This window comes from Chryseobacterium sp. HNCC26DJ238 (assembly GCF_057180465.1).
The window spans coordinates 80,522-94,723 of the sequence record NZ_JBXUGI010000005.1 but is presented as its reverse complement, the minus strand read 5'-3'; the positions used below and the strand labels follow the sequence as shown (position 1 = coordinate 94,723).

11 protein-coding genes are annotated in these 14,202 nt (G+C 34.9%); 8 read left to right on the top strand and 3 right to left on the bottom strand.

The window, feature by feature from the left end:
- Positions 1–89 precede the first annotated feature (89 nt).
- The 7 genes from AC2A07_RS06205 to AC2A07_RS06175 all read left to right on the top strand — a co-directional run bounded on the left by AC2A07_RS06205 (position 90) and on the right by AC2A07_RS06175 (position 7,266).
- On the top strand, positions 90–251 hold the full coding sequence (locus tag AC2A07_RS06205; RefSeq protein ID WP_484049699.1) for a hypothetical protein: 162 nt from the start codon (positions 90–92) through the stop codon (positions 249–251).
- Positions 252–274: 23 nt separating this feature from the next.
- Positions 275–445, top strand: coding sequence for a hypothetical protein (locus AC2A07_RS06200; protein WP_314494201.1), 171 nt, complete (start codon positions 275–277; stop codon positions 443–445).
- A gap of 1,590 nt (positions 446–2,035) precedes the next feature.
- A complete protein-coding gene (locus AC2A07_RS06195) occupies positions 2,036–2,230 on the top strand; it encodes a hypothetical protein (protein ID WP_484049698.1) in 195 nt (64 codons plus the stop codon).
- 1,196 nt (positions 2,231–3,426) lie between these two features.
- A complete protein-coding gene (locus AC2A07_RS06190; protein WP_484049697.1) occupies positions 3,427–4,005 on the top strand; it encodes an ATP-binding cassette domain-containing protein in 579 nt (192 codons plus the stop codon).
- 85 nt (positions 4,006–4,090) lie between these two features.
- On the top strand, positions 4,091–4,642 hold the full coding sequence (locus AC2A07_RS06185; RefSeq protein WP_484049696.1) for a hypothetical protein: 552 nt from the start codon (positions 4,091–4,093) through the stop codon (positions 4,640–4,642).
- 4 nt (positions 4,643–4,646) lie between these two features.
- Positions 4,647–5,171: a TlpA family protein disulfide reductase gene (locus AC2A07_RS06180; RefSeq protein WP_484049695.1), complete on the top strand. Its 525-nt coding sequence runs from the start codon at positions 4,647–4,649 to the stop codon at positions 5,169–5,171.
- Positions 5,158–7,266 carry a peptidase domain-containing ABC transporter gene (locus AC2A07_RS06175; RefSeq protein ID WP_484049694.1) on the top strand — a complete coding sequence of 703 codons (2,109 nt, stop codon included), beginning with the start codon at positions 5,158–5,160 and terminating at the stop codon, positions 7,264–7,266. The genes AC2A07_RS06180 and AC2A07_RS06175 overlap by 14 nt, the downstream gene beginning before the upstream one ends.
- A gap of 17 nt (positions 7,267–7,283) precedes the next feature.
- Here the strand turns inward: AC2A07_RS06175 and AC2A07_RS06170 are convergent, their stop codons facing one another.
- The 3 genes from AC2A07_RS06170 to AC2A07_RS06160 all read right to left on the bottom strand — a co-directional run bounded on the left by AC2A07_RS06170 (position 7,284) and on the right by AC2A07_RS06160 (position 13,133).
- The gene (locus tag AC2A07_RS06170) at positions 7,284–7,676 is read right to left on the bottom strand and encodes a hypothetical protein (protein WP_484049693.1); all 393 of its coding nucleotides are present in this window, start codon (positions 7,674–7,676) and stop codon (positions 7,284–7,286) included.
- A gap of 65 nt (positions 7,677–7,741) precedes the next feature.
- Positions 7,742–8,212 carry an Lrp/AsnC family transcriptional regulator gene (locus AC2A07_RS06165; protein WP_047446659.1) on the bottom strand — a complete coding sequence of 157 codons (471 nt, stop codon included), beginning with the start codon at positions 8,210–8,212 and terminating at the stop codon, positions 7,742–7,744.
- A gap of 133 nt (positions 8,213–8,345) precedes the next feature.
- Positions 8,346–13,133 carry a translocation/assembly module TamB domain-containing protein gene (locus AC2A07_RS06160; protein ID WP_484049692.1) on the bottom strand — a complete coding sequence of 1,596 codons (4,788 nt, stop codon included), beginning with the start codon at positions 13,131–13,133 and terminating at the stop codon, positions 8,346–8,348.
- A 4-nt stretch (positions 13,134–13,137) separates the two neighbouring features.
- Here AC2A07_RS06160 and tsaD point away from each other — a divergent pair, with 4 nt between their 5' ends.
- Positions 13,138–14,154 carry a tRNA (adenosine(37)-N6)-threonylcarbamoyltransferase complex transferase subunit TsaD gene (gene tsaD / locus AC2A07_RS06155; protein WP_314494220.1) on the top strand — a complete coding sequence of 339 codons (1,017 nt, stop codon included), beginning with the start codon at positions 13,138–13,140 and terminating at the stop codon, positions 14,152–14,154.
- Positions 14,155–14,202: the final 48 nt, after the last annotated feature.

Here is a 14,202-nt window from a genome sequence, read left to right as displayed (position 1 = left end):
CATTCAGAATGTAAAATTACACGGCTGATCAGCAACGCCAATGCCATGGCTTGTATGACAATTTATTTTATAATTTAAAATTTGAACAAATGAAAAAATTAAATGTTTCGCAAATGGAAAATTTGCAGGGAGGCGGAAATAATCAGGCAGTACTTTGCGGTATTGGAATAGGAATGATGCTTACTCCTATGTTTTATTTGGGAGCTGCAGTTGCAGCTGCCGGATGCTTGATAGGCGACAGTTCTAAATAACAATAACTTTAAAACAAAATTTTATGAAAAAAATTAATCAAAATCAGATGGAAAAAATAATTGCTGGTGGCGATGGTCAAGATCTTGCTGGTGGAATTCTATGTGGATTAGCACTAGGGGCAGCCATTCCTACCGGTGGAACTTCTTTAATGATTGCTGTAATTGGTTGTGGTGTGTTATTTGGAAACTGGTAATTAAACATAATTAAGGTAGTACTGTTCTTTAATAATGAGAACAGTATTATCATTAAAAAATTAATTATGAATAAAAGGCTTGAAATAATAATAATTGTAGCGACAGTTTTCGTTATATTATATAATCTATTTAGTTATATTTTTCAAGATGAAATATATCCTAAAACTTTTTTTTCTGCTATCATATTAGTTATTGTGTATCTGATCATAAAATATAAGAAATAACAAGGACTACTCACAGAATTATAATGTTAATAATATCTGCTAATTTTGAAATCTTAATAGTAATTAATTACTAATCAGTTATATAGAATTTTTCTAAAATAATTTTATGTAATCAACAATGAAAGAAAATAAATTTAAAACAAACTAAAATATCTGGTCGTGCCAACTCTGCATTATGTTTTGCTGTTGGTATGAATTTGCTAATAATTGGTGGACTGCTCTGTTTTCCAGGCCTTCTATCTTCGGCCTATGCAGCTAAATACTGGAGTAGTTGGATACAAGTTTTAAACTTTTTATAAAAAACAAATATTGAAATGAAGTTAAATAAAAAAACTTATTTTACAATTTATTTTATTTTAGCATTTGGTATTTTTTTATTAGATGTCATTTTTAAAATATTTAATGATGTAGCAAGAAGATATCTTTCCTATTCAGCCACTTTCATATTTGTTATTCTTGTAATTTTATTGAATAAAAGGAAATAAATCATTTTAATTTTAGGAGAAGTGTAAAAACCTCTCTTAAAATTAATACATTATATGCTTTATGATCTTTCAAGTCCTTTGAAAATTGCAATATCCATAATAGAAAATTAAGTAATTGTTATACGAAATGAAAAACTTTATACTTTTTATAACCATTATCTTATGCTATTCTTCGCTTATTTATTTAGACAAAACTTACATTACTACAGGTTCAAAAATTTTCAATTTCTTAAGCAACGACTATTCTAACGAGATTGTACAAAGTTATTTAGAAAGTCAGAAAAAATGGTCTTGGGTTAAGCTATGTTACGACACCAGCTATTATTAGTATTAAAATTTCACTTGTAGCTTTCTGTCTCAGCTTTATCAAACTCACAGATCTACCTGGATCAGACAGCATTAAATCTTCAGAATTTATTTTACAGTTGGTTTGTGTTGATATTTTGTATTGATGAAAAAAATCATAGTATCTCCAGATCCGTTACACCAAATAATAATGACTGAAATCTTCAATATTGACTAAAAAAAATTAAAAATGTAGATCATTATAGTGTGTAAAGTTGGATGATTTTCAAATCTCTTTAAAGCGAAATTACAATTTCAGCAGATAAACACCCTCATCAAATTATCTATACATAACTAATAATCAATCAATTAAAACCCTTACTTACACCCTTATCAAATTTAAGGGTTCATTTAAGGGTAAAATTTTATTTTTAACGCCGTCATCCTTCCTATGTTTGCGATATAAAAACACAATCAATTATATTTTATGTTTTGACAGGTGCACCATTCAGAATGTAAAATTACACGGCTGATCAGCAACGCCCATGTCAGGGCTCGTATGACAATTTTATTTTATAATTTAAAATTTGAACAAATGAAAAAATTAAATGTTTCGCAAATGGAAAATTTGCAGGGAGGTCTTAAAAGATGTCAGGCAGCCGTTGCCGTTGGCTGTGGTATTACCGGAGCTATAGTGGGTGTTTTCACCGGAGGATTAGGGTCTTTTATAGCAGGAGCCGGATGCAGTATGTTAGCGGATCATTACGGAGCTTGCAATGGTAAACCATAACAAAAAAGAAAGCTCATACAGTGTAAAAAAAGACCTTACTGTTTTTTTACACTGTATGAGTTTTTTTATTCTGAATTCAAAAAGAGAAAACAGATACTATATTTTTGATATCCTCTATAATATGATTTTATTATATTTCTACTGGGAGATGATTCAGATATTTCACAGTCTTCGATTTGTAATTATATTTTTTGATTTTTTTATAAAATTTACATTTTTTAGAGGGATGATTGGAAATTTAAAAAATTTAATATATTTACCCGTTCAGGTTAGACATAAGAAAATCATTCTGTTTTTTCTACCTCTGATCTCACTTACAAATCTTCCATTTGTAAGTATCTTATTAAATGGTGAATATAGCATTTTTCTTTTCTTTCTTTTTAATTCATATCTGGTATTTAATCTTAAAACGGTAAGAAAAGGAATTATCTTTTTTCTGTTCTTTTATAGTATAAACGGATTCACAATGTTCTGCTTATCAGATTGGGATAAATTCTTCTTACTATTTTTTATCATACTCACTGCATTTATACTAATAACTGTAAAAAAACTGAATCATTATTTAAAATTAAATTAGATGTTTTACAAGCAAATTTTCAGAAACTGGCTACCTGCTGTTTACTTATCTATTGGTGTATTATCATTTCTGTTGTTTCTAACTTTGGTTTCAATATCGAAAGAAAGTAAATTCAACTGGATGATTTTTACCATTGGAGCACTGTCTCTTAATATCTTAAATATTGGTTACTTTAATTTTGGGTTTTCATTTGACTATCATAAGATATTGAACATCAGAAGTAAACTACAAATCAAAAAGTTTTTAATTGATCAATTTAAGAGAATACTATTTTGTACACTTATCTGCTCATCTGTACTATTGCTATTTCTATCTGCTGGAGACAGAATGAATGAAAAAACCATCTCCATCATAGTATGTACGTTAAATTTAATTCCTCTTCAGATAACCTGTTATATTCTGTTATTTAGAAAAATGAACTTATATGATAATAAGCTCAGCATAATAAGGCAGACAGGTATGAATTATTTGACCTCTGTTATTCAAATAATTTTAATCATCATTTACTATTTTTCGATTAATAATCTTGTCCATTCCTTACTATTACTTACAGCTGCTTATTTAATCTTCTTTTTTGGTTTACAAAATTTAACAGAGCTCTTCATTAAAAAAATAAACGATGAATATATTAGAAATTAACAACCTCACCATCTCTTTAAAAAATTTCATATTAAAAATCAAAAAATTACATATACAAGAGGGCATCCTGTTCCAGATCAAAGGTCAAAATGGTACGGGAAAAACTGTTCTATTAAATACTTTAATGGGTTTTCTGAATTATAGTGGTGAATTAAAAATCTCTACTAAAGATATCAAAGGTTTTATACATAATGAAAGTCTGATTCCATATCTGTATCCTTTAGAATATTTTAAGTTCTTGGAACAAATAAATAATAAAAAGGGCTATTTAGAGAATTGCAGATCTCTCTCGGAACAGTTTAATTTGAATCTTAATGAATTAAAATACATAAGAGATCTCTCTGAAGGGAACAAAAAAAAAGTTGGAATAATCTCCATTTTAGCTCTTGAAAGCGACATAATGATTTTTGATGAGCCTTACGCTTATCTCGATGATCATTCCTGTAATGTTCTGGATAAATTATTAATCAATAGAAACAATGATTCAACAATAATTTTCTCATCTCATCGTGAAACTGAAATTACCAACGTATTCTATAACCTTTCGGATAATGAATAAGTTTTTAATATTTTTACTCCTCCTCATTTTATATATTCTAATCTTCTGGCTCAACAAAACATATATACTCCCTGAGTCAAAATTAATGGAATTATTGTCTGAAAACTATCCAGTTGAGTTAGCAGATAGCTATATAGAATATCAGCGAAAATGGGAATGGTTAAATTACATGGTATTTCCTTTTGCATACGGAAGCAAGATTATTTTGGTTGCCTTCTGTCTCAGCTTTATCAAACTCACAGATCTACCTGGATCCGATGATATTAAGTTTTCAGAATTTATTTTTATCGCGTTGATTGCTGAGTTTATATTTATCACAGCAGGTTTTTATAAGTTTGTCAATTTTTACTGGATCAATACAGAGTATACGATCGAAGATCTGCAGACCTACTACCCCATTTCAATGATCAATCTTCGTGAATACATATCCACAGAAAAACTGATCGCCTACCCTTTACAATTGATTAACCTTTTTGAATTAATGTATTGGGGAGTTTTAGCTTTGGGAATTCGTGAATTTTCAGACCACAGGATCAGTTTTATACAATCGTTTGGCTTAACAGCAATAACCTATGGAATAGGGCTCCTGTTTTGGGTTGGCGTGGTTTCATTTATTATACTCAACGCACAGTACTGAAAGGATGAATAAGAAAATCTTAAAAACATCAGCTGTTTTGATTCCAATTGTTTTGATCGTAGTATTCATACAGTTATTTCTGAATTTTCAATATAAGAAAGAGAAGATAGAAGCCTTAAAAAACATCCCTGCATTTAACCTTCAGACTATTTCCGGAACTTTACTGACCTCGGATAATCTGGATAATAATACGCTTAAAATTATCATCTATTTCAGTACAGCCTGTCATTTTTGTTCAGCAGAAGCAGAAGAGCTTTCTAAAGTCCATGGAAATTACGGCAATGTTCAGTGGATATGGTTTTCCAGTGAACCTTTGGAAGAAATCAAGGATTTTGCAGCAAAGTATGCTCTGGATCAGCAACATAATATTTTCTGGTGCCATGATGACAAAGCTAAGCTCTACCGTAAAATGGCAATGAGCAGTGTACCTTACTTTCTGGTGTATGACAAAAACAATCACCTTCTCAAAAGAAATTCCGGCGCCATAAAACTCGAAAATCTGATCAACACCATTAATGAAAAAAAATAAACTCATACAAAAGACATTTTCGCTCCAGAGGGATCTTACAGACTGTGGGGCCGGCTGTCTTCAATCTTTGATTAACTATTACGGAGGAAGCATTTCAATGGAAATCCTCCGCGAAAAAAGCGGAACAAGTAAAACAGGAACTACACTTCTCGGATTGCAGCAATGTGCCACGGCTGTAGGTTTTGACGCGGAAGGATGCGAAGCAGATATACAGGCGCTCATACAACACAGAGCACCCGTCATTTTACATATTACTGCAGACCAAAAATTTGAACATTATGTTATATGCTATTCTCATCATTTTTCTGAAGACCATCAGTTTCTTATTGGGGATCCTGCCAGAGGTTTAGTATACTGGACAGAAGATTACCTGAACGAAGTCTGGATATCGAAAGCCTGTCTTACGCTAAAACCCAATGAACATTTTCCGAAAAAAACAGATACAGACACGGAGAAAAAAAAGTGGTTGAAGAATCTGATAAAAGAAGATCAGGAAGCCATTTACACGATCATACTTCTTGGACTGCTGTTTACTTTATCAGGCATGTCAATGTCAATATTTTACCAAAAATTAATCGATGATATTTTACCGCAGAAAAAAATTTCTTTATTAATAGTAAGTATTTTATTTCTCGGCTTTCTGCTTTTTGTAAAAGTGGTCATCCAGGCACTCCGGGAATGGTATATCATCCGACAGGCAAAAGCCTTTAATGAGAGAATAAACCGGAAATTTTACGGATCTCTTCTGCATCTTCCAAAAATATTTTTCGATACAAGAAAAATCGGAGATTTTGCTGTGAGGCTGAATGATACCCAGAGAATACAGGCTGTAATCAAACAACTGATCAGCAACACAGCTGTCGATATTTCAGGAGTATTGATTTCAATTGGATTTCTTTTCTTTTATTACTGGAAAGTTGCCCTGATCTGTTTAATGATTTCACCCATCATTTTTTTCATTATTTTCAGCTTCAACAGGAAAATTGTTGAAGTCCAGAGTAATGTGATGCAGGCTAACGGAAATAATGAAAGTAATTATATCGACAGCATCAGGGGAATTGACGTAATCAAGGGATTTTCTAAACAGGATGTATTTATGAAAAGAAATGAAAATGTTTTTACGCAATTCCAGGCAAAGATTTTTGAATTGGGGAAACTCAACCTTACCATCTCATTTTATTCCGGAACCACATTGATTTTTTTTCTTTTGCTGATGCTGGGATTTTCTTCTTTCGGTGTCCTGCGCAATGAAATTAAAATCGGCGAACTCATGGCTGTTATCGGAATTTCAGGTTCCTTATTGGCATCCGTCACCAATCTTGCACTGATAACTATTCCTATACAGGAAGCTAAAGTTGCATTCGACAGGATGTTCGAATATTCTTCATTACAAAAAGAAAAAGCGGAGGGTATTGAAATTAAAATGATTGACAAGATTGAAATCAAAGATCTTGATTTCAGATTTACAGGAAGAAGTAAAATCCTAAACAAGGTTTCACTATCTCTTAAAAAAGGCAGGATCACCTGCCTGCTTGGAGAGAGCGGAAGTGGAAAAACGACATTCACAGAGATATTGCAAAAAAATTACTTCCCTGAGAACGGCGAAATCATGATTAACGGAGGTATCAGTCTCACTACAGTCTCATTATATGAATGGCGGAGCCTTATCGGTGTTGTTCCCCAAAATGTACAGATGTTCAACGCTACCGTTCTGGAAAATATCATTCTTGATGATAAAATTAATGAACTAAAACTACAGAAACTGAGATTTTACGGATTTGAGAAATTCATCAACAGTTTACCACAAGGGCTTTCCACACTCGTAGGAGAAGAGGGAATCAATCTCTCAGGTGGTCAGAAACAACTCATCGGTTGGCTGCGTGTCTTATATCACGATCCTCAATTTATAATACTGGATGAACCTACCTCTTCCCTTGACGGGGAAAACAGAAAATTCATTTATGAGCTGATCAGAAAATTTGGATCTGAAAAAGTCATTCTGATCATCAATCATTATTTGGAAGATATGAAAGAAATTTGTGATCAGATCTTGCAATTAGATAATACGGGAATTAGTCAGGTACACTCACTTTGATACGTGAGTCCTGTTTTCTATCTGAAAAACTTCCATTTAGGGATAATTGCAAGCATTCCAAATCCTGTAAAGAGGAAAAGATTGGTCACATCGGAATACAGAAATGTAGAGAGATAATAATTGTGCATAAAAAAATGCAGCACCAGCATCACGGGAAACAGGATGATCCCTGCTTTTCTGTAAAAATACATCAGTATAATACCTGCGATCATCAGGAGATCGATGGAGAAAATAAAATAGAAGTAACCCAAAGGAATATTCAGGGTTTCGTGCTGCAGATATTCATCAAAATCAAGTCCTATTCCCATAAAGGTAAAAAGGAGCAATGATGCCAATGCTAAAATAAACCCCCATCCTTTTTTAGGATCTTCATCAAAGTAGCTGTATTCTTTATATTCCTGTTCCATCATGCAAAAATAAAGAACTTATGAATGAATTCATAAGTTCTCCGGTATTTATATCGTCTAAAATTTGATTAAATTGAGATTGCGTTGATCAATCTGTTTTTATCGCTTAAAAATTCTTCCATTGAGATCATACTTTCAGTTCTCATTACATCCTGAATGTCGTCGATCTGATAAATAATTTTCTTTGCGTCTTCAGTATTTTTAGCTTTTACCTTGCAGAAAATATTGTATTTTCCTGAGATAACGCTTGCTTCTACAACGTTTGGAATTGTTCCCAACTCTTTCAAAACCTCTTGCGTACGGTTTGATTTTGTCAGAAGGATTCCGATAAAAGCAGTAAAGTGGTAATCCAATTTACCATAATCTAAATTAAGAGATGATCCTAAAATAATACCTGCATCTTCCATTTTCTTCACCCTTACGTGTATTGTTCCCGCAGATACATCCATCTGCTTAGCAATTTCTGTAAAAGGCATTCTTGTGTTTTCTACTAAGAAATCAAGAATTTTCTTGTCTATTTCGTCCAGTTGATAGTTCATATAGTGAAATTATATTTTTCCTAAAAAATCCATAAATTTTTTACAAAATTAAGAAAAATAATTTAACTGAAAAAAATATATCAAACATTAACAATAATTAACACGGATGATAAAAATCATTCAAAGATTCAGATTATTTAACCTTTGATTTTACGGAATCTGTTTTTATTTCATTATTACCGGAAGGTGTTTTTTTATCTTTTCGTCTCTTTTTGAACAAAGAATTGAAGCTCTTACTCCATACGATTCCCCCTCCATAGGCCTGATTCGCAGAACCGTTGGTGCCGACAGTCCCTACTCCCATTCCTATATTCGTAGGTTTGGAATAGCCTCTTAAAATTAAAGTTCCGTCATTCTTCTTAGAAATATCGTACTCTATACTTCCTTCGCCAGAGAGATAGTTAACATCTGTTGCATCTGTTTTATTTAAAGGAATCCCTAAACCTGTCTTCACTGTGATCCTTGGTGAAAGATCAAAGCTTACCCCTGCATTCGCACGATCACCGATATTGGAATTCTGATCAGCTTTCACATAATTTAAGTCAATCTGAAACTCTGTACTCATCGTATTCAATACTGAGCCCAACTGTTTAAGGATCATATTATATCCTGATGATTCAGCTACATTACCGGCATTAAAAGCTACGCCTCCGGTGCTTGTTTCATTAAACATATTCAACAGAAGTATTGAGCTGAACTGCAGAACATTCTCACCTTCTGTCTGGTTGATTTTTGCAGCAAGGGTTTCTTTTACCTGACTTGAAACATCCAGAGCGGTAACATTCAGGTCAATCTTAGGATCTGTCAGGGTATTGGTAATTTTAGTCTGCAGTAAAATACTGATTGGCTGAAGCTGGCCCATGTTAAGGTATGCTCCTGCATTGGAAACCATTCTTACATAATTTGCAGTAATATCCAAAGCCGGCTTCATGGCATCGCCATCCCACCGGATACTGCTGTTTTTCTGAATCTGGAATGTCCTGTTAAGAATTGCTTTAGAAACAAAGGTTCCGCTGTCTACCATATACGCTCCGTTCATCGCAATAGCTCCCTGTCTACCCATCTGAAACCTCAGTCCCTGAGCAACTCCTTTAACGGTAATATTACCAACGTCATCGCCTACCAAAACATTCACGGTCGTTCCTTTATCAACATCAAGACTGAAATCAATATTCATGTTGGATCCTGTTTTTTTCTTTTCCTCCAAAGTAACAAGACCGTCTTTCCCTTCTTTTAAAAACCTGAGCATCTTAAACTCTTCAACATTGGACGTAGAACTTGAATTAAACGTAAATGTACTTCCATTCAACGCCTTCATATTAGGTGTTGATAAATTCAAAGCAGAAACAGGACCGTCCACATATAAATCTCCCTGCCCGTATACTCTTCCCCAGAAAAGATCATAATCTTTCTGCGTGGTGCTCAACATCAAAAGATTATCAGCTCTCATAACCAGGTTGACTCCCAATGATGAAAGAGTTTCAAACTGAATTGCGCCGGAAATCGTTCCCTGCGAATTGGATCTGCCATCGTGAACGCCTATATTATTCAGAATAGCCAGTCCTTTTGAAAGAGGGATTACCGTATCGTCAAATGAATAATCCACTCCTGTGAACAAAAGTTTAAGTCCGAATTCTTTCAAAGCAATATCACCGCTGTAATCCAGATTTTTCAGCGTTCCGTTGATTTTAAGATCCCCGGTAGCTTTCCCTCTTAAGTTCCCAAAAATAGTCTGTACGAATTGTTGGGTGAATGCGAGATCAAAATCCCTGAGTTCCGTAACAAAATCAATTGTCGGGGAAGCTGTATTATTATTCACCGTTCCTGTCAGGTGAAGATTATTATTACCGATTACTCCTGCCGAAGTTACTTTTACGTCAACGTCATAGACATTGAGTGAAAAACCGTTAACCGCAGAGATGGTAAGGTCTCCCATATCATTCCCGTTCATCATGATATCATCTACAGTAAGATCAACCAATGGCTGTAAGGTGCTCTTGTCCATTTTTATTTTCACATTACCATTGGCTAAACCTTTGATATCCATAGGATTCCCTCCGGCCTGCATTTCCAGCAGTTTCTCAACTGCAAAATCCTGTACCTCTGCATCAACGTAGAAATCCTTGATCGATTTAAATATAGATTCATTGATTAACAAAGAGCTTTGGTCTGAATAAATCTTAAGATTTCTGATCTCAAAATCCTTTGTTTTTTTGCGGTAACTTATGTAATGATCAAGTTCCGGGCTGGTATCGATCGCCCATTTTACATTATTGAAATTAACTTCTGTAGGTTCGAACCTGAAGATATAGTCCCCCGCGGGGTTGGTAGACTGATTGAAGTTGACTGCATAATTTTTCAGATTGTCATCGAGCTCATCTTCAGGACTTCCGTGTTTGAAACTTGTTGCAATACGGAGTTCGGTGTTATTCTCGTTTTTACCTGTCAACAGGATATCTTTCAGAATATTTTTATTGTATTCTACTCTTTTTATTTTTGCATAAAGCTGCTGATCCAGATTCGCAGTATTGATTCTTACCATGACACTGTCGACCAGTGCACTGTCTCTTGTAATCACCTCTCTCGGATTGATCTTATAATCAGGATTGGCATCTGCCAATGCAGTATCCGCATCAGTTATCTCCTCTTTTTTGGTCATCACATATTTCAGCGAAGCAGCATCAAGGTTTACAATCAGATTATTGGAATTGCCATCGTACTCCCCTTCCACAGTTGCACCCTGAGGAAGTTTAAGATCGGGCATAAAATAACTGACCAAGCCCTGCTGTACATCAAAGTTCATCGTGAAATTCTGTCCACGGTAAAGTTTTCTTGGCGGCGGACCAACTAAAATTTTACCTAAACCGTTTTCGACCATCCCTGCAAGATCGGCAAGATTGTACCTTCCTGAGATTTTACCATCCACAGCTCCGGGAGCATTGACATCAATGATCCGGTTACCACCTTCAATGAATGTTTTCACTTTCGCATTCGGAATCCGATATTTTTGAGCGGCAGTTGCGAAGCTGATATTATTTGCTTCAACATCAAGATTCAGATCATTAATATTGGTCATGGACATCTTTCCGCTGACCTGACCGCTGACGATCTGGCTTCCCGGCTTATCCGTAAAATAATTCATATTCAGATAAGAGACATCGGCGTCAACATTTGCGGAAATCCTTGAAGTACTGAAATCGATCAGACCTTTGACTGTTACTTTTGCCTGTTCATCGTTTACCGTAATCAACCCATTGTATTTTCTGTGATCAAGCAGACCATCCAGATTCAGGTTATTGATTTCCTTATTCATGATATCAATACTTGAAATCTGAGATTTGGTGATAATACGCATCGTTTTAACATCAAAACTCTGACCGTCTACATTGAATTTACCGGATATCAGACCGACCGTTTTACTTTTTGTAATCACGGAAGTATTGAGATCCTGTACTTCAGCATAACCTTTATACTTTGGCAGTGCTGTACTGAAATCCGTTAATGAAAAACCTCTGATCTTTGCCTGCCCTATTCCTGTCATCAGGTTTCCGGATGAAACATAGACTTGTTTTGGTGTAACTCTGACATCGCCACTGTATTTTAATTTGCCGAAATCATCTGCAAAGTTTTTCATTTTAGATGAAATGAAATTCGGCATCATGGCCTTAAGATCTTTGTACGTGAAATCTGCAGAAAGATTATTGGTTTCGATTAAGAAATTCCCTTTCAGCAAATTGGTAATATTCATTTTCTGAGTGGCAATATTTACCGAAGGATTTCTGATCAGAAAATTATCCAGGGTAAATTTATTCAAAGGGCCAGCCATTTTACCACTTATATTAAACGGAACAAAATTATCCCAATTGGTGACAAAATACGAAATATCATAACCACTCAGCTGGCTGCCGAGCTTAAGATTCATATCCCATTTTACTTTATTGGTAAAATCTGCCCATGAACCTTTATTCAGATTAAACTTAATATCACCCTGAAGAAGGGAATGATCCGTATTTAAAGTCAGATCTTTCAGAAAGAGAAAATCTTCTGTCATTGAAAAATCAGTAGAAAAAGTTTCTACGAAGTGAGATTTCCCCCACCTTTTGGTCGTGAATGTAAAATTATTAATGGTAGCCGTAATATTTACTCCGTCCACCTTCAATCTGGGTGCTATGAGATTGACGTTGGTGGCAGTGAGCCATTTCCCCGGCTCTCCGGGAGAATTCTGGTTAACGATAGAAACTTTAGAATCTAAAATTTCCAACCGGGAATTTAACTGGAAAGGCGGCTTTGATGGATCTTTTTTCTTACCGCTGTCAAAAAGCTTTGTAAAACGGATAAAATTTGAAATACTGTCACCTTTATAGGTAATGACTTTTATGTCAGCATCAATAAGTCTCAGCCCGTTGAAACTTAAAGAATTTTTCTTACCTATATTCGTGGCTAACGAAAACCAGTCTGAATTGGCTTTGAATTCTCTGGCTTTGATGAAGTCTACATCCTTATAATCTTTGATTCTTAAACCTTTGATGGTAACATCCCCGAAAAAATCGACCTCGACACTTTCTGTAGACATCTTTGCTTTGAAGTCTCTGTTGACAATATCCAGAGCCTGATCTGCAGCCCATCTTTTGGTTACGGGCAGATTAATGGCAATAAATACAATCACCACGATCGAAAGAAGTGTCCAGAAAAGAAACAGTAAAAGTTTTGCCCACCACGAGTAGCTGGTAACATCTTTTGCAGCCTGTCTTCCAAACTCCTGAGCGGTATCAATAGGATGTTTTATGGCATCTGAAGCGAGCTCAGAAGCCTCCTTTACGGTCTCCTGAACATTATCAACCGTCTTCTGTACCTGATCACCCAGGTTTTCAGCTACTGATTTTTTATGCTCATTTTCGTTATTATTCTCTAACTTTGCCATTACTATGAGTGACTCTATAATTTTAGGTATCGAATCGTCTTGTGACGATACTTCAGCAGCCATTATCAAAGGAAATTCTATTCTTTCAAACATTGCCGCCAACCAGGAAATCCATAAAGAGTATGGAGGTGTGGTTCCCGAGCTGGCGTCAAGAGCTCATCAGCAGAATATTATTCCTGTAGTAGAAAAATCCTTAATCAAAGCAAATATACAACAAAATGCAATCTCTGCCATAGGCTTTACCCGTGGTCCTGGACTTCTGGGTTCCCTCCTTGTAGGAACTTCATTTGCCAAGTCCCTGGCGATGAGTCTTGACGTTCCTTTAATAGAGGTCAATCACCTTCAGGCGCATATTTTGGCGCACTTCATCGACGATGCAAATCCTGTGCCGCCAAAATTCCCGTTTTTGTGTCTTACCGTAAGTGGCGGACATACCATGATTGTCCTGGTGAAAGATTATTTCGACATGGAGATCATCGGGAAAACCATTGATGATGCCGCAGGTGAAGCATTTGATAAAATCGGGAAAATTTTTGACCTTGATTATCCTGCAGGACCGATCATCGACCGGTTGTCAAAGGTAGGAGATCCTGATGCTTTTAAGTTTAACAAACCTAGATTGGAAAATTACGATTATTCTTTTAGTGGGATTAAAACTTCAGTTTTATATTTCATTCAGAAAGAAGTGAGGAAAAACCCTGATTTCATTAAAGAAAACCTGAATGACCTTTGTGCTTCCGTACAAAAATGCATCATTGAAATCTTAATGAATAAATTAGAAAAAGCGGCAAAAGATCTAAACATAAAAGAAGTTGCCATTGCAGGTGGAGTTTCTGCCAATTCTGCATTAAGAGAAGCCATGCAGGAAAATAACAAAAAATTAGGCTGGAATATTTATATTCCTAAATTTGAATACACAACGGACAACGCTGCAATGATTGCTATGGTTGCACAACTGAAATTTGAAAGAGGCGAATTTACGGATTTAAGAACAACAGCAACCTCAAAGTACGATTTATAAAATCAGAATTAATTCAGTTTGATTTCAACCAGAAAAGCTTGAAATTAA

Coding starts and splice junctions, on each gene's coding strand:
- AC2A07_RS06205 (WP_484049699.1), top strand. CDS start 90: ATGAAAAAATTAAATGTTTCGCAAATGGAAAATTTGCAGGGAGGCGGA.
- AC2A07_RS06195 (WP_484049698.1), top strand. CDS start 2,036: ATGAAAAAATTAAATGTTTCGCAAATGGAAAATTTGCAGGGAGGTCTT.
- AC2A07_RS06190 (WP_484049697.1), top strand. CDS start 3,427: ATGAATATATTAGAAATTAACAACCTCACCATCTCTTTAAAAAATTTC.
- AC2A07_RS06180 (WP_484049695.1), top strand. CDS start 4,647: ATGAATAAGAAAATCTTAAAAACATCAGCTGTTTTGATTCCAATTGTT.
- AC2A07_RS06185 (WP_484049696.1), top strand. CDS start 4,091: ATGGAATTATTGTCTGAAAACTATCCAGTTGAGTTAGCAGATAGCTAT.
- AC2A07_RS06175 (WP_484049694.1), top strand. CDS start 5,158: ATGAAAAAAAATAAACTCATACAAAAGACATTTTCGCTCCAGAGGGAT.
- AC2A07_RS06200 (WP_314494201.1), top strand. CDS start 275: ATGAAAAAAATTAATCAAAATCAGATGGAAAAAATAATTGCTGGTGGC.
- AC2A07_RS06170 (WP_484049693.1), bottom strand. CDS start 7,676: ATGATGGAACAGGAATATAAAGAATACAGCTACTTTGATGAAGATCCT.
- AC2A07_RS06160 (WP_484049692.1), bottom strand. CDS start 13,133: ATGGCAAAGTTAGAGAATAATAACGAAAATGAGCATAAAAAATCAGTA.
- AC2A07_RS06165 (WP_047446659.1), bottom strand. CDS start 8,212: ATGAACTATCAACTGGACGAAATAGACAAGAAAATTCTTGATTTCTTA.
- tsaD (WP_314494220.1), top strand. CDS start 13,138: ATGAGTGACTCTATAATTTTAGGTATCGAATCGTCTTGTGACGATACT.